Here is a 15,533-nt window from a genome sequence, read left to right on the forward strand (position 1 = left end):
CGGCCGTCTCAGCCGTTGCCGGGCACGGCCGGCGCCGATCCGGTGCGCGGACCCGGGGCGATCCGGGCGGCGACCTTGACGGCGTCGAGGCTGGGGCCGACGTCGTGCACGCGGACCGCCCAGGCGCCGCGGAAGGCGCTGATGGCGGTGACGGCGGCGGTGGCGGCATCCCGATCCTGGGGCGGGGCGGCCTTTCCGGCGACGGTCAGGAGGCTGCCCAGGAACCGTTTCCGGGACGCGGCGACCAGGACTTTGTGGCCCATGGCCTGCAGGACGTCGAGGTTCTGCAGGAGTTCCCAGTTCTGCGCCTCGTTCTTGGCGAAGCCCAGGCCGGGGTCCAGGATGATTTGCTCCGGCGAGGCGCCGGCGGCGTACAGTTTGTCGCGCACGCCGGCGAGCTCGGCGGCGACCTCCCGGGCCACGTTGCCGTAGTCGGTCAGCGAGTCCATGGTGCTCGCGTCGCCGCGGCGGTGGGTGAGGATGTAGGGCGCCTTGCTCCGGGCCACCAGCTCAACCATCTCCGGCTCGATCGTGAGGCCGGAGACGTCGTTGATGATCGTGGCGCCGGCCGCCAGCGCGGCCTCGGCGGTGGCGGCGTGCGTGGTGTCGATGCTGACCAGGGCGCCGGCCTTGACCAGCGCCTCGATCACGGGCAGTACCCGCCGCTTTTCCTCCTCGACGCTGACCTCCGCGGCACCGGGGCGGGTGGATTCCCCGCCGACGTCGATGATGTCTGCGCCGGCGTAGTACATCCGCAGGCCGGCGGCGACCGCGGTGTCCGCCGTCGCGTGCCGGCCGCCGTCGCTGAACGAATCCGGGGTGACGTTCAGGATCCCCATCACGAGCGTGCGGTCCGTCGGCAGGTCCTTGAAACTCGCAGCCGGGCGCGGCTTGCGCAGCACGGGCAGCGGCGAGGTGGCAGGTCCTGTTCCAGGGGCTGCGGCTAGGGAATCCATAGTCTGTTTTTGTTACCTTCCAAGGATGAGGCTCATGGCTTCGGCGCGGGTGGCCGGGTCATGCAGTTGCCCGCGGACCGCGCTGGTGACGGTTTTCGCGCCGGGCTTGCGGATGCCGCGCATCGACATGCAAAGGTGTTCGCATTCGACGACGACGATCGCGCCGCGCGGCTTGAGGTGGGTGACGAGGGCTTCGACGATCTGCGTGGTCAGCCGCTCCTGCACCTGCGGGCGGCGGGCGAACATGTCCACCAGCCGGGCCAGCTTGCTCAGGCCGGTGACCTTGCCGTCGTGCGAGGGGATGTAACCGACGTGGGCCACCCCGTGGAACGGCACGAGGTGGTGCTCGCAGGTTGAGTAGAACGGGATGTCCTTGACCAGTACCAGTTCTTCGTGGTCCAGGTCGAAGGTGGTGGCGAGGATTTCCGCCGGGTCGTGGTGCAGGCCGGCAAACATCTCCGCGTAGGCCTTGGCGACCCGTTTGGGGGTGTCCAGCAGTCCGCTGCGGTCCGGGTCCTCGCCGATGGCGATCAGGATCTCGCGCACCGCCGCCTGGATCCGCGGGCGGTCCACCTTGGTTCCGGGATGGCCCGCGGCCTCCGCCGGCTCTCCCGTGGGGAGGGAACCGGCGGTGGCGGGAACGTCGTCGTCGTCGAAGTAGGAAGTCACAGAAGAAGCCTAGCCGGGATGGACGTCGGGCCCGAGATCCGTGACGCCGTCCTGGAAGGACTCCTGTCCGGGCACGCCCTGGGCGTGCGGCGGCAGGGTGTCGAGCGGCTCCTCGAGCCGGGCTTCCTTGGCTTCTTCCTGGGCTTCGCGCTCGGCCTTTTCACGGCGGGACTCCACCGGGCCGACGGCCTGGATCGGCCGGCTCTCCTTGGAGAGCCAGATCTCGCGGAAATCGCGCTTGCGGATATTCGTGAAGACCTGGGCGATCTCGCTCTGGTTCAGGGTTTCCCGTTCCAGCAGTTCCAGCGCGAGCTGGTCCAGGACGTCGCGGTTCTCGGTCAGGATCGCGTAGGCCTCGTCGTGCGCGCCCTCGATCAGGCGGCGCACTTCCTCGTCCACGACGTAGGCGATCTGGTCCGAGTAGTTGCGCTCATGGCCGGCGTCGCGGCCCAGGAACGGCTCGCCGCCGCCCTGTCCGAGGCGCACGGCGCCGACGCGTTCACTCATGCCGAACTCGGTGACCATCTTGCGCGCGATTCCGGTGGCCTTTTCGATGTCGTTCGAGGCACCGGTGGAGGGGTCGTGGAAGACGAGTTCCTCGGCCACCCGGCCGCCCATGGCGTAGGCCATCTGGTCCAGCAGTTCGTTGCGGGTCACGGAGTACTTGTCGTTCTCCGGAACCACCATGGTGTAGCCCAGGGCGCGGCCGCGCGGCAGGATGGTGATCTTGGTGACCGGGGCAGAGTTGCGCAGTGCCGCCGCCACCAGGGCGTGGCCGCCCTCGTGGTACGCGGTGACCTTGCGCTCGTGTTCCTTCATGACCCGGCTGCGCTTCTGCGGACCGGCCATCACCCGGTCGATTGCCTCGTCGAGCGCGCGGTCATCGATCAGGTTGGCATTGGAGCGGGCCGTCAGCAGCGCGGCTTCGTTGAGCACGTTCGCGAGGTCCGCGCCGGTGTAGCCGGGGGTTTTCTTCGCGACGGCCTTGAGGTCGACGCCGGGAGCCATCGGCTTGCCCTTCGCGTGCACCTTCAGGATCTGGTCGCGGCCGATCAGGTCCGGGGCCTCGACCGAAATCTGGCGGTCGAAGCGGCCCGGCCGGAGCAGGGCCGGGTCGAGCACGTCGGGGCGGTTGGTGGCCGCGATCAGGATGACGTTGGTCTTGACGTCGAAGCCGTCCATTTCAACCAGCAGCTGGTTGAGGGTCTGCTCGCGCTCGTCGTTGCCGCCGCCGATGCCGGCGCCGCGGTGCCGGCCGACGGCGTCGATCTCGTCCACGAAGATGATGGCCGGCGCGTTGGCCTTGGCCTGTTCGAACAGGTCGCGGACGCGGGAGGCGCCGACGCCGACGAACATTTCAACGAAGTCGGAACCGGAGATGGAGAAGAAGGGAACGCCGGCCTCGCCGGCGACCGCGCGGGCCAGGAGGGTCTTGCCGGTACCGGGAGGGCCGTACAGCAGCACGCCCTTGGGGATCTTGGCGCCCACGGCCTGGAACTTGGCGGGTTCCTGGAGGAATTCCTTGATCTCTTCGAGTTCCTCGACGGCTTCGTCGGCGCCGGCGACGTCGCTGAAGGTCACCTGCGGCATGTCCTTGTTGACCATCTTGGCTTTGGACTTGCCGAACTGCATGACCTTGGAGCCGCCGCCCTGCATCCGGGAGAGCAGGAACCAGAAGAGCACACCCAGCAGCAGCACCGGGACCAGCAGGGAGAACAGGCCGGAGAACCAGTTGCTTTCGACCGGCTGGTCGGTGAAGCCGCTCGGCGGCTTGGCAGCCGTTACGGCCTTGACGACGTCCGCCGCGCGGGCGTTGACGTAGTAGAACTGGACGTTCTTGCCCTTGTCCTGGCCGTCAATCTGGATGTCGTTTTTCAGGACCAGGTCCACGCGGTTCTCGGCGTCGAAAATCTTGGCCTGCTCGACCTTGTCGCTGTCGGCCAGCAGGGCCAGGCCCCGGTCCGTGTCGATCCGGACGGAGCCGCCCGGGGCCAGGGTGGCAAAGGCCAGCAGGAGCATGCCGATAACAACGACAATCCAGATGCCCGGGCCCTTGAAGAAACTCTTAGCTTTCATCTGATCGGGGGCTGGCCCCGTCCCTCCTGGTAGTGCTGCACGGCGACCGATCTGCGCGCGTGTGGTGCTGCGTCAGGTTATAGCTATACACCGTCGCAGTAACTCACGCACGGTCAGGGCTAAAAGTTCCCTGTCGGCGTAGCGGGGGCCTGTGCGGGGGCAGCCCAGGCACAGCGTCGAGCCGGAGGGAAGCTGCCGGTGCGGTCTCCGGGTTACTCGTAGACGTGCGGCGCCAGGGTGCCGACGAAGTCCAGGTTGCGGTACTTCTCGGCGTAGTCCAGGCCGTAGCCGACGACGAATTCGTTGGGGATGTCATAGCCGACGTACTTGACGTCGATCTGGACCTTGGCGGCGGTGGGCTTGCGGAACGCGGTGCAGATCTCCACCGAGGCGGGGCCGCGGGACTCCAGGTTGGTCTTCAGCCAGGAAAGCGTGAGGCCGGAGTCGATGATGTCTTCGACGATCAGGACGTCCTTGCCCATCAGGTCGGTGTCGAGGTCCTTGAGGATGCGGACCACGCCGGAGGACTGCGTGCCGGAGCCGTAGGAGGAGACGGCCATCCAGTCCATCGAGACGTGGCTGTGCAGCGCACGGGCCAGGTCGGCCATGACCATGACCGCACCCTTGAGCACACCAACGATCAGCAGATCGCGGCCTTCGTAGTCCTTGTCGATCTGGGCAGCGAGTTCAGTGATCCGGGTCTGGATCTGCTCCTTGGAGTAGAGAACGTGCTTGAGGTCTGCCTGGACGTCGTTTGAATCCACCAATGGCTCCTGTGTAGATGCGGGTGCGACTATTCTTGGGGCGGTTTTTGAGGCCGGAATACAAGCTTCCCACAGCGGGCGCCCTCACGGGGAACGCCGGCGGGGGCGGACTGCCCGGCCGCGAGCAGCTGGGCGAGGGAGAGCCGGTAGACGCTCACGCCGCCGGGAAGCTCCACGGGTCCCGCGGAGCCCTGCCGGCGAAGCAGCGCTTCGGCGGCCAGCAGCCGCTGGTAGCTGGGCTGTTGACCCCCGACGGCGGCGGCGGCCTTGGCGATCACCCGGAACCTGACGGCCGGCGCCAGTTCGCGGAGCGCGGCCTCTGGCAGGCTGAGCTCGGTCCCGGAGCGCTCCTGCAGGCGGCCAAAGGTGTCGTTGGCCACATCCTCGAGGTAGTCGGCGTCGAGCTGCAGGATCGCCGCCGTCCGGGCCAGCGACTCGGCCACCCCCGGGCCAAGCTTCTCCTCCAGCATCGGCAGCACCTCCACCCGGGTCCGGGACCGGGCGAAGGCGGGGTCCTCGTTGCTCGGGTCGTGCCACGGGTCCAGGCCTTCGACGGCGCAGATTTCCAGGGTGTCGGCCCGTCGCAGGCCCAGGAACGGCCGCAGCAGGCGGCCGCGGACCGGCCGCATCCCGGCGAGCGAGCGGGTGCCGGAACCGCGCGCCAGTCCCAGCAGGACCTGTTCGGCCTGGTCATCCAAGGTATGGCCCAGCAGGACCGCCGCGGCGCCGGTATCGTCGGCGGCGGCCTCGAGGGCGGCGTGCCTGGCGTCCCGCGCGGCGGCCTCCGGGCCCATCCCGGCGGGGGCGACGTCAACGGTCCTGACCTGCACGGGGGCGAGTCCCAGCTCCCGCAGCGCCGCCGCTGTCGCCGCGGCCACCTCCGCGGAACCGGGCTGAAGCTGGTGGTCCACGACGACGGCGCCGACGGAGATCGGGTGGCCGTCAACGTGGCCGCGGCGGGCGAAGTAGGCCGCGACGGCGGCAAGCGCCAGCGAATCCGGACCGCCGCTGCACGCCACAAGCACCCGCTCGGGGTAGCCGGCGTCGGCCAGGGCGTCCTGCAGCATCTTGCGCGCCTTGCCGACGACGGGCGCCAGCCGGCCGGGCCGTCGTCGTCCGCGGGAAGCCGCCGGGAGATCCGGGTGGGTTGGGGCCGGCACCTGGACTAGAGCCCCATCCGCTCGAGCCACAGCTTGGAGTCGTGGATTTCGGGCTCGGTGGGAAGGTGGTCGGCGGACTCCCAGACCTTGTTGAAGCCCTGCATTCCGGCGGCGTCCACCACTTCACGGACGAACTTCGAACCGTCGCTGTACTGCCGCATCTTCGCGTCCAGCCCGAGCAGGCTGCGGATGAACTTCTCGATGGCGCCGCGGTCCGTGCCGCGGGCGTTGAAGCGCTGCCGGATGGTCTTGACCGAGGGGACGATGCTGGCGTCCACCGCATCCATGACCACGTTGGCGTGGCCTTCCAGCAGGCTCATGACGGCGGTCAGGTGCGAGATCGCCGCCCGTTCCGCCGGGTCCTGCAGGAGGTCCAGGATTGCCCCGCGGCCGGGGGCGGCGCCCGAGCCGGCCCGGTCCTTGAGGGCCTTCGCGGCCGCCGCGGCACGTTCCATGATCGAGTCGACGTTGCCCAGCAGGTGTTCACTGAGGTCCTCGATTTGTTCCAGCATGTGGTGGCGCAGCCAGGGTGCGGCCGCGAACTGCACGCGGTGGGTCTGTTCGTGCAGGCACACCCAGAGCCGGAAATCCTCGGGCGCGACGTTGAGCTCGCGCTCCACGGAGATGATGTTGGGCGCCACCAGCAGCAGCCGGCCCGCGGCGGGGGCGGTGGAATTCTCGGCCAGCGCCGAGAACGGGTCGTACTGGCCGAGGACCTTGCTGGAGAGGAACGCCAGGATCGCGCCCAGCTGGCTGCCGGTGATCGCGCCGCCGACGCTCGCGGCGCCCGGGCTGACGGTCCCGCGCCGGCTTTCGAGCATCTTCTCGATGGCGGGCTGCAGCATCGCGGCGAAGCTCTGTGTGTTCGCCTTGGCCCACGAGGCGCGGTCCACCACCAGGACGGAGGAGTCCCGCAGGTCGCGGGCGGCCTCGAGGCCCGTGATGTCGTGCACGTGCGGAACGGAGATGTCCGCCATCAGGCGCAGGTTCTCGACGGCGGCGCCGATCTCCGCGGACCCGAGCGAGGGACCGGCCGGGGTGAGGCGCGCGGCCGTGGACGCGGCGAGCTCCCAGTTGATCAGGGCCTGGGCTGGTGTTTGGCCTGGTGCCTGGGCAGATGTCTCGCGCGAAGAGGACTCCATAGCCCCATCAGATCACAGCGGAGCGGGGAAGCGCCTTAAATTCGTCGGGCGGCGAACGGGCAGCCGGGACCTGCCGGTTAGATGGTTCCCCGCGGGTTAGGCGTTTCGAGTCGTCGAGTGCGCAGCGAACCGTCGAAACGGCGCGGCCTCAGCGGCAGCCGCAGGCGGCCAGGACCGAGGCTGTCCGGTCCAGGGCGGCCTTGTTGCCGGCCGCGCCGGGCGTCAGGCCGTTGCCGATGAAGGAGAAGACCAGCAGCCGGCCGTCGGCGTCCACGACGTAGCCGCTGAGTGCGATCACCGTGTTGAGCGTTCCGGTCTTGGCGCGGACCAGGCCCGCACCCCGGGAGGTGCTGGTATCCATGTACCGGCTGCCGAGTGTTCCGGTCAGCCCGGCCACGGGAAACCCGGCCAGGGCGGAGCGGAGGCGGGTGTCTGTGCCGGTGGTCATGGCACGGATCACGGCGGAGAGTTGCCGCGCCGAGACCTTGTTCTCCAGGGTCAGCCCGGCCAGGTCGGCGGCCCGGAGGGTGCCCGAAGGGATGTTCAGCTCCTCGAGCTGCTGCAGTACGGCGGCGACGGCGCCGTCGTTGCTGGCGGGTTTGCCGCTTGCCACCGCCACCATCCGGCCCATGACCTCGGTGAGGTAGTTGTCCGAGGTACGCAGCATCAGGTCCACCTGCTGGCTGACGGTGGCAGACTGGACTTCGGCGAGGAGCTTGCCTGACTGTCCGCCGGCGTCCGCGGCGGGCTTCCGCCCGGCCGGCAGCCTTGCGACGTCGGGCGCCACGGTGAGTCCCGCGGCGGCGCCGGCGGCCGAGAGCCGGTCCGCGAATGCCTCGGCGGCCGTCATGGCGGCGTCGCGGGGGCGGGGTCCGGTGGTGACGGCGGGGTCGAAGCGGGCCGAGTTCAGGGCCAGCGGAAACAGCGGCGCCACTTCGCCGGCCGCCACGTCGTCCGGGCTCCAGGCCCGGCTCAGGGGCGGTCCGCTGAAGAGGGAATCGTCCAGCAGGACGGTCACCGGACCGGCCACGCCGGCCTTCTGCAGCGCACGGACCGTGGACTGCGCGAGGGTGGCGAGCCCGGCGTGCCCCAGGACGGCATCCGGTGCGGACTCCCTTGCACCCAGCAGCACGTCTCCGCCGCCGGTCAGGACGACCGTGCCCGGCGTGGGTCCGGCCACCACCCTGGTGCTGAAGCGCCGGTCCGGGCCGAGGGTGCGCAGCGCGGCGGCGGCGGTGAGGAGCTTGATGTTGGAAGCGGGGGCGCGGACCTCGTCGGCGGCCCGGTCGAAGAGCACCTTCCCGGTGAGGGCATCCTGGACCAGGCCGCTGAAGGACCCGGCGCCGTCGGTCTTCAGCGTGGCGGTGAGCTGGGCGGCAACGGTGGCGGCATCCGGCACCGGCGCATCGGCGCTGAGCGGCCGCATCCCTCCGGCGGTTCCCGAGCCGCCGTCGGGAGCGCTGAGGGTGGCGGGCATCTGCTGCCACGGGCCCGCCGCTGCAGGTTCCGGGGGAAGGGCTGGGCCGCGGAATCCGGGACTGACCACCAGGCCCGCGGGGACGGCGAGCGCCATGACCAGGAGGGTCAGGAGCAGCATCGGGACGATCCGCCCGAACCTTCCGGGCGCCGGAGCCGTACCCTCACGGCTCGTTGTGCGTTTCATGCTGCTGCTGGTCCTTTAGTCCCGAAATGTCCCCACTAGTTCCTGAAACCAGGGCCTGTCGCTATATCCTCAATAATAGTCGGCGGCACCGGCACTGCTTTTTCTGCACGCCACGTGTGCCGCGCACCCCCTGAATCCGTCGAGGAGCATTCCATGAAGCATGACGTGACCATCGAGATCCCCAAGGGATCGCGCGTCAAGTACGAAGTCGACCACGAGACCGGCCGCGTCCGCCTGGACCGCGTCCTGTTCACCTCCATGCAGTACCCCACGCACTACGGCTTCTTCGAGAACACCCTGGGCGAGGACGGCGACCCGCTGGACGCACTGGTGCTCCTGCAGGACTTCGATCTGCACCCCGGCGTGATCGTCGAGTCCCGCCCGATCGGCGTCTTCAACATGACCGACGACGGCGGCGGGGACGCCAAGGTCCTCTGCGTGCCGGCCGATCCGCGCTTCGACCACATCAACGAGATCAGCGACGTCAGCGAATTCCTGATCAAGGAAATCGAGCACTTCTTCACCCGGTACAAGGACCTGGAGCCCGGCAAGTGGGTCAAGGCCGAGGGCTGGGGCGATCGCGCCGCGGCCGAGGCCGAACTCGAAGCGTCGATCAAGCGCTTCGTCCCGCACACGCACTAACGCCTCCGCAGCACCAACGCGGGGTCACTTACCGCCGATCCGGCCGACGGATATGGGCGGTAAGTGACCCCGCGTTGCTGTTTAAGCGCAGATGACCGCTGGCAGCCGTGGGTCAGGAAAGTGTGAAATCGTTGGTTCATGCATGAACCAACCTTTAGCCCGCCCTGCGGCCCGGTCTCCGGGTGGCGGGACGGCGACGTGGTGCGTGCCACGGGTATTCCGTACGCCACCGCGGCGCGTTTCCAGCCCCCGGCGGGTGCGCCCGACTGGAGCGAAACCCTCGCGGCCACGAACCTCTCCCCCGCCTGCCCGCAGGCGCCGGTCCCGTTCTTGGACGACATTCTTGGCACCCGCTACGGCGAACTCCCCGGCAGCGAGGACTGCCAGCGGCTCTCGATCACCATGCCGAAGGACCTGCGCGACGGCGAACGCGTGCCGGTCATGGTGTGGCTGCACGGCGGCTCCTACACCTCCGGTTCCGGCGACCTGGCAATCTTCGACCCCAAGGCGCTCGTCGCCGAAAACCGCGTCATCGTGGTCTCCGTGACGTACCGCCTGGGCCTGTTCGGTTACCTGGCCACCGGCACCGGCCGGCCCGCCAACCTCGGCCTGCTGGACCAGCTCGAGGCGTTCCGCTGGGTGCAGCGCAACATCGGCGCCTTCGGCGGCGACCCGGGCAAGGTCACGGCTTTCGGTCAATCTGCCGGAGGCGACGCCGTCGCCCACCTGATGGCGACGCCGGAGGCCCCCACCCTGTTCCAACGCGCCATCATCCAGAGCGCGCCGCTGGGCATTACCCGCGGCCGGGACAAGATGAGCCGCGCCATGGGCATCGCCGCGGAGGCCGTCAACGAAGACACCCCCGCGATGGAAGTCGTGGAGATCGAGGGGCACGTGTCGCAGGTGGCCCGGAAGTACGGGCTGATCGCGGCCATGCCCTTCGGCACCCAGTACGGGCATGCGCCCCTGCCGCCGGAGTCCGGCATTGAGGCCGCTTGGAACGCCACGGCACCCGGGATCGAGGTCCTGATCGGGCACACGTCCGAGGAAGCCCGGATGTTCCTGCCGCGCAACCGGGCGGTCAGCCGCCTGGCCAAGGTCCCCGTGCTCGGGCCCGCCGTCGTCAAGGCCATCAACTGGGCAGTGACCGAGGCGGTGTACGGCCGTTCCGCCAGGCGGTTCGCCCGCCGCCACACCCGGGCGGGCGGCACGGCCTACCGCTACGTGCTGTCCTGGGCCGCGCCGGGGAACTTCTACGGGGCGGCACACACCGTGGACCTGCCGCTGCTGTTCGGCGACCGGCGGACCTGGGAAGGTGTGGGGCTGGTCGCCGGAGCCAGCTGGGAGGAAATCAACGCCCAGGGCCGGGCCCTGCGTGCCGTGTGGGCCCGCTTTGCCTCGGGAAAGGGTCTGGAGAGCCGCGGCGGGATCCCCGGCGCGTTCCGGTACCGCGCTCTTTGAGCCACAGGAAAGGTTGATGCCATGTCCACCTCGCTGAGCCCCCGGGCGGGCAGCGGATGTTGACCCTCGGCGTCGACCTCGCGGCGGCCACGAAGAAGACGGCGGCCGCCGTCGTCGAATGGAACAATGGCACCGCCCGCCTGGCGCACCTGGCGCTCGACGTCGACGACGACGAAATCGTCCGGCTCTTTGGCGCTTCGGATCTGGCCGGGATCGACTGCCCCGTGGGCTGGCCGGACGCCTTCCTGCCCTTCATTGCCGGGCACCTGGCCGGGGATCCGCACCCCGTGCTTGACCACGACGGAATCGAAGGCCGCCGGCTGCTGGCCTACCGGGACACCGACCGCTTCGTCACCGCCCGGACCGGGTTGATCCCGCTCAGCGTCTCAGCCGACCGGCTGGCGCACCCGGCGATGCGCTGCGCCGTCATCCAGGCCAAGATCGCCGTGGAGCACGGTCCCCAGGCGCGGGACGGCAGCGGCCGGCTGGCCGAGGTCTACCCGGCGGCGTCACTGAAGTCCTGGGGCCTGCTGGCCCGCGGCTACAAGGGGCGCGGCGGCGCGGAAACGCAGCGGCTGGGCGATCTCCTCCGCGGGCTCAGGCAGGCCGCCCCGTGGCTGGATCTGACCGGGCACGGGGAGCAGCTGGCCGGTTCGGACGACATGTTCGACGCCGTCATCGCGTCCCTTACCGCGCGGGCCGTGGCCCTCGGCGCGACCATCCGTCCCGACGCCGCGCACGCCCGGGCCGCACGGACCGAGGGCTGGATCCATCTGCCCACCGGCGGGCTGTCCGCACTCACCGGCGGGCCGGCCTAGACCCGCCACCGCGGGGCAGGCTATTCGCCGCCGAGGGTCCAGCCGCTGATCTCCTTCGCGTCCTCGCCGTGCTCCCTGGTGTGGTTGTGGGCCCGGATGCGCCGGTCCTGCAGCGACTGGCGCAGCAGCGAGTGCCGTTCGGCCAGCCCCGGCACCCGGTCAATTGCGTCGATGGCCAGCTGGTAGCGGTCGATCCCGTTGAGCATCGCCATGTCGAACGGCGTCGTCGTGGTGCCTTCCTCCTTGTAGCCGCGCACGTGCAGGCCCTCCTGGTTGGTGCGGCGGTAGGCCAGCCGGTGGATCAGCGAGGGGTAGCCGTGGTACGCGAAAATGATCGGCTTGTCCGCGGTGAAGATGCCGTCAAAGTCCCGGGAGGAGAGGCCGTGCGGGTGTTCGGCGGCGTCCTGGAGCCGCATCAGGTCCACCACGTTCACCACCCGGATCTTCAGCCCGGGTGCCCCTTCCTTGAGCAGTTCGGCCGCCGCGACGGTCTCCACCGTGGGGACGTCCCCCGCGCAGGCCAGGACGACGTCGGGCTCCTCGCCCGGGACCTCGGAACCGGCGAATTCCCAGATTCCCAGGCCGCGCTGGCAGTGGTGCGCGGCGTCGGCCGGTCCCAGCCAGATGGGCGAGGGCTGTTTGCCGCTGACCACGATGTTGACGTAGTCCCGCGAACCGAGGCAGTGCTCCATCACCGAGAGCAGCGTGTTCGCGTCCGGCGGCAGGTAGACCCGGATGACCTCGGACTTCTTATTCACCGCGTGGTCGATGAAGCCCGGATCCTGGTGCGAGAAGCCGTTGTGGTCCTGCTGCCAGACGTGCGAGGAGAGGACGTAGTTCAGCGAGGCGACGGGCTGGCGCCACGGCAGCTCGCGGTGCACCTTGAGCCACTTGGCGTGCTGGTTGAACATCGAATCGACAATGTGGATGAACGCCTCGTAGCAGCTGAACACCCCGTGCCGGCCGGTGAGCAGGTAGCCTTCCAGCCAGCCCTGGCACAGGTGTTCGCTGAGGACTTCCATCACCCGGCCGGCGCGGGCCAGGTGCTCGTCGACGGCCTCGATCCGGTACTGCCAGACCTTGTCCGTGACCTCGTAGACGTCCTGCAGCCGGTTGGACGCGGTCTCGTCCGGGCCGAAGAGCCGGAAGGTCTCCGGGTTGAGCGCTATCACGTCCCGCATCCAGGAGCCGAGGGTGATCATGGCGCTGACCCGCTCCCGGCCCGGCTGGGCGACCTCCACCGCGTGGTCGGCGTAGCCGGGCAGCTTCAGGTCGCGCAGCAGGATGCCGCCGTTGGCATGCGGGGTGGCGCTCATCCGCAGCTCGCCGCCCGGGGCGTTCGCGGCCACCTCCGGCCGGAGCCGCCCGGCGCCGTCGAACAGTTCCTCCGGGCGGTAGGACTCCAGCCACTGCCCGAGCTGGGCCAGGTGCTCGGGATTGGTGCGGACTTCGGCGAGTGGCACCTGGTGGCTGCGCCAGGTGCCTTCCACCTGCAGCCCATCAACCGTCTTCGGCCCGGTCCAGCCCTTGGGCGAGCGCAGCACGATCATCGGCCACGCGGCGGCGGGAGCGTCGTCACCGTTCCAGCCGCCGGCGCGCCGTTCGGCCTGGATGGCCCGTATTTCCGCCAGGCACTCGTCCAGCACCGCGGCAAAATCGCGGTGCGCCGCGGCGGTGTCCTCCGGGTCAGTGACGGTTACGAAGTGCGGCTTGTGGCCGTACCCGCGCAGCAGCTGCTCCAGCTGGGCCTCCGGCATCCGCGCGAGAATCGTCGGGTTGGCGATCTTGTAGCCGTTCAGGTGCAGGATCGGCAGCACGGCCCCGTCCGCCGCCGGGTCCAGGAAGTTGTGGGAGTGCCAGCTCGCGGCCAGCGGCCCGGTCTCCGCCTCGCCGTCGCCGATCACGACGGCGGTGATCAGCCGGGGGTTGTCGAACACCGTGCCGTATGCGTGGGCCAGCGAGTACCCGAGTTCACCGCCCTCGTTGATGGAGCCCGGTGTTTCCGGGGCGGCGTGGCTGGGGATGCCGCCGGGGTAGGAGAACTGCCGGAACAGCTCGGCCAGCCCGTCCTCGTCCGGGCCCACGTTGCTGTAGATCTCCGAGTAGGTGCCCTCCAGCCAGCCGTTCGCCACCACGGCCGGTCCGCCGTGGCCCGGCCCGGCGACGAACAGCATCTCCTGCGAATCCCGGCGGATGACCCGGTTCAGGTGCGCATAGATGAAGTTCAATCCTGGAGTGGTGCCCCAGTGGCCGAGCAGGCGGGACTTGGTATCCCCGGCGCTCAGCGGCTCACGAAGCAACGGATTGGAGCGCAAATAGATCTGGCCTACCGAGAGGTAGTTGGCGGCCCGCCACCACCGGTCCACGAGGTCAAGTTCGTCCCTGCCCGCCGTCTCCGCGGTCCGCTGCCCTGTCCCCTGTTCCAACCCATTACCCACTGATGCACTCCGCCCCGGTCCGTGCCGCCGTCGGCAGCGTCTCCCCCCATCGCAACATCTCCCGGGTCCAGAGACAAGCCCGCCGGGTGTCCCGGCGGGGGCCGCGGCGGGGTTGTTACGTGGCCGGCATCAGGCGCACCCTGCGGGCTTGCCTCCCGTTTGCCACGCGGTAGTGTGGCATCCAGTATGTTCACGCTGACCATCAACCAAACCGACAGCCGGCGCGACGGCGACCGTGTGCCGCAGCTCCTCAAGGACCTGCGGCACATTCCGGCGCGCCTGGATTTCGACCGTTCCGTGGAGGACGAGGTCCAGGGCATCCTGGACTGCCCGCGTCAGGCCGTCGAGGCGGCGCTGATCGCCCTGCGGACGGGGGCCTGGTACGTCGGAATCGGCGTCGGCCCGGTCAACGAACCGCTGCCGAACCAGATCAAGGACGCGTCCGGCCACGGGCTCGTCTACGCCCGCCGCGCCGTGGACCGGCTGAGAAACGGCAAGGAACGCATCCCGGTGGCGGTGGAAGGCCCGTTCGCTGATCTGGCCGCGGAAGCCGAGGCCGTGCTGCGGCTGCTGGGCCACATTGTGCACGACCGGAGCGCCGCCGAGTGGCGGGTGCTGGACCTGCTGACCCCCGGCGTGCGCGGGCAGCAGAAGGCGGTGGCCGAGGAACTCGGCATCACCACGCAGGCCGTCAGCAAGGCCGTGGCCCGGGCGCAGTGGAACGAGGAACACGCGGCCCGGCCCGCCGCCGCCCGGCTGCTGGGCCTGATCCTCGACGTCCGCTAGGGCCGGCGCGCCCGCACCGGCGTCCGCGCCGGTGTCTTAGAGGAGGATGCTGCGCAGCACGTGGGCGGCGCCGTCGTCGTAGACCGAGTGGGTGACCTCGTCGGCGGCGGCGATCACCTCCGCGGGCGCCTGGCCCATCGCCACGCCGCGGCGTGCCCAGGTGAGCATCTCGATGTCGTTGCGGCCGTCGCCGACGGCGACCGTACGGTGCGCCTCGATGCTCAGCCGTCCGCGCAGGTGTTCCAGGGCGCTGGCCTTGGTGACGCCGGCGGCGGCAATGTCCAGCCACGCCGTCCAGCCGACGGAGTAGGTGACGCCGGCGAGGCCCACGTGGCGGATGGCCGCGTTGAATTCCTCTGGCGTGTTCTCCGAACTGAACACCACGACGCGCACGGCGGTGGCCTCCAGCATGGTCTGGAAGTCGACACCGATTGCCTCGACGCCGAAGCTGGCGTCCTGGAAGCGTTCGGTGGAGAGGAAGTTGCCGTTCTCGTCCTCGAGCGCATACTTGGCCGAGGGCAGCCGCTTGCGCAGCGCCCGGAGCGCCGGCCCGGGGTCGAAGGTGGCTTTGTGCAGCACCTCGTAGCCGTCGGCCAGTCCGGAATCCACGCGCAGCGTGACGCCGCCATTGGAGCAGACCGCGTAGCCGCTTTCAATGCCGATGTGCTCGATGATGGGCAGCGTGGCGTTGAGCGAGCGGCCCGTCGCGATCATCACCTCGTGCCCGGCGGCCACCACGGCCTGGGCGGCTTCCCGGACGGGGACGGACATGTGCCCGTCATGGTCGACGAGGGTTCCGTCGACGTCGAGGGCGATCATCATTTTTTCGTTTGCATCTCGCTGGTCATCGTTGCCAGCGACTGAGGCTTCAGTCAATGTAGTCATCCAATAAGTAGAGCAGACACCGCCGACAGCTGCTAGGACGCGCGCCACAGCGGCACGTGAAGCGTCGGTGAAC

General features: G+C 69.6%; 13 protein-coding genes. 4 read left to right on the top strand and 9 right to left on the bottom strand.

The annotated features are described in order from the left end of the window. Positions 1-8: 8 nt before the first annotated feature. From folP to dacB, 7 genes are all read right to left on the bottom strand, one after another. Entirely contained in the window at positions 9-956 is a 948-nt protein-coding gene (gene folP, locus AC1DBD_RS07615) for a dihydropteroate synthase (protein ID WP_476908872.1), read from the bottom strand. Positions 957-968: 12 nt separating this feature from the next. After that, positions 969-1,625 carry a GTP cyclohydrolase I FolE gene (folE, locus tag AC1DBD_RS07620; RefSeq protein ID WP_476981755.1) on the bottom strand — a complete coding sequence of 219 codons (657 nt, stop codon included), beginning with the start codon at positions 1,623-1,625 and terminating at the stop codon, positions 969-971. 9 nt (positions 1,626-1,634) lie between these two features. After that, positions 1,635-3,701: an ATP-dependent zinc metalloprotease FtsH gene (gene ftsH, locus AC1DBD_RS07625; RefSeq protein WP_441418144.1), complete on the bottom strand. Its 2,067-nt coding sequence runs from the start codon at positions 3,699-3,701 to the stop codon at positions 1,635-1,637. A gap of 212 nt (positions 3,702-3,913) precedes the next feature. Next, positions 3,914-4,465 (bottom strand): hypoxanthine phosphoribosyltransferase, encoded by a 552-nt coding sequence (gene hpt / locus AC1DBD_RS07630; RefSeq protein WP_146336115.1) that lies wholly within the window; start codon positions 4,463-4,465, stop codon positions 3,914-3,916. Positions 4,466-4,494: 29 nt separating this feature from the next. Further along, the gene (tilS, locus tag AC1DBD_RS07635) at positions 4,495-5,532 is read right to left on the bottom strand and encodes a tRNA lysidine(34) synthetase TilS (protein WP_476893012.1); all 1,038 of its coding nucleotides are present in this window, start codon (positions 5,530-5,532) and stop codon (positions 4,495-4,497) included. Positions 5,533-5,630: 98 nt separating this feature from the next. Beyond that, positions 5,631-6,767, bottom strand: a complete 1,137-nt coding sequence (locus tag AC1DBD_RS07640) for a zinc-dependent metalloprotease (protein WP_476981756.1) — start codon at positions 6,765-6,767, stop codon at positions 5,631-5,633. Between the two features lie 148 nt (positions 6,768-6,915). Then, positions 6,916-8,430: a D-alanyl-D-alanine carboxypeptidase/D-alanyl-D-alanine endopeptidase gene (dacB, locus tag AC1DBD_RS07645; protein ID WP_476981757.1), complete on the bottom strand. Its 1,515-nt coding sequence runs from the start codon at positions 8,428-8,430 to the stop codon at positions 6,916-6,918. 153 nt (positions 8,431-8,583) lie between these two features. On the opposite strand from dacB, the gene AC1DBD_RS07650 reads away from it, so the two are divergent. From AC1DBD_RS07650 to AC1DBD_RS07660, 3 genes are all read left to right on the top strand, one after another. Continuing rightward, a complete protein-coding gene (locus tag AC1DBD_RS07650) occupies positions 8,584-9,072 on the top strand; it encodes an inorganic diphosphatase (RefSeq protein WP_441418149.1) in 489 nt (162 codons plus the stop codon). Between the two features lie 138 nt (positions 9,073-9,210). Further along, on the top strand, positions 9,211-10,533 hold the full coding sequence (locus AC1DBD_RS07655; protein WP_476981758.1) for a carboxylesterase family protein: 1,323 nt from the start codon (positions 9,211-9,213) through the stop codon (positions 10,531-10,533). 56 nt (positions 10,534-10,589) lie between these two features. Further along, positions 10,590-11,351 (top strand): DUF429 domain-containing protein, encoded by a 762-nt coding sequence (locus tag AC1DBD_RS07660; RefSeq protein WP_476981759.1) that lies wholly within the window; start codon positions 10,590-10,592, stop codon positions 11,349-11,351. 20 nt (positions 11,352-11,371) lie between these two features. On the opposite strand, the gene AC1DBD_RS07665 is transcribed toward AC1DBD_RS07660, so the two are convergent. Further along, positions 11,372-13,789, bottom strand: a complete 2,418-nt coding sequence (locus AC1DBD_RS07665; RefSeq protein ID WP_476981760.1) for a phosphoketolase family protein — start codon at positions 13,787-13,789, stop codon at positions 11,372-11,374. A 186-nt stretch (positions 13,790-13,975) separates the two neighbouring features. Here AC1DBD_RS07665 and AC1DBD_RS07670 point away from each other — a divergent pair, with 186 nt between their 5' ends. Then, on the top strand, positions 13,976-14,575 hold the full coding sequence (locus AC1DBD_RS07670; protein ID WP_441418153.1) for a hypothetical protein: 600 nt from the start codon (positions 13,976-13,978) through the stop codon (positions 14,573-14,575). A gap of 36 nt (positions 14,576-14,611) precedes the next feature. Here AC1DBD_RS07670 and AC1DBD_RS07675 read toward each other — a convergent pair whose 3' ends face one another. Further along, positions 14,612-15,460: an HAD family hydrolase gene (locus tag AC1DBD_RS07675; RefSeq protein WP_441418154.1), complete on the bottom strand. Its 849-nt coding sequence runs from the start codon at positions 15,458-15,460 to the stop codon at positions 14,612-14,614. Positions 15,461-15,533 lie beyond the last annotated feature (73 nt).

It is taken from the genome of Arthrobacter sp. 10T419 (assembly GCF_056394105.1).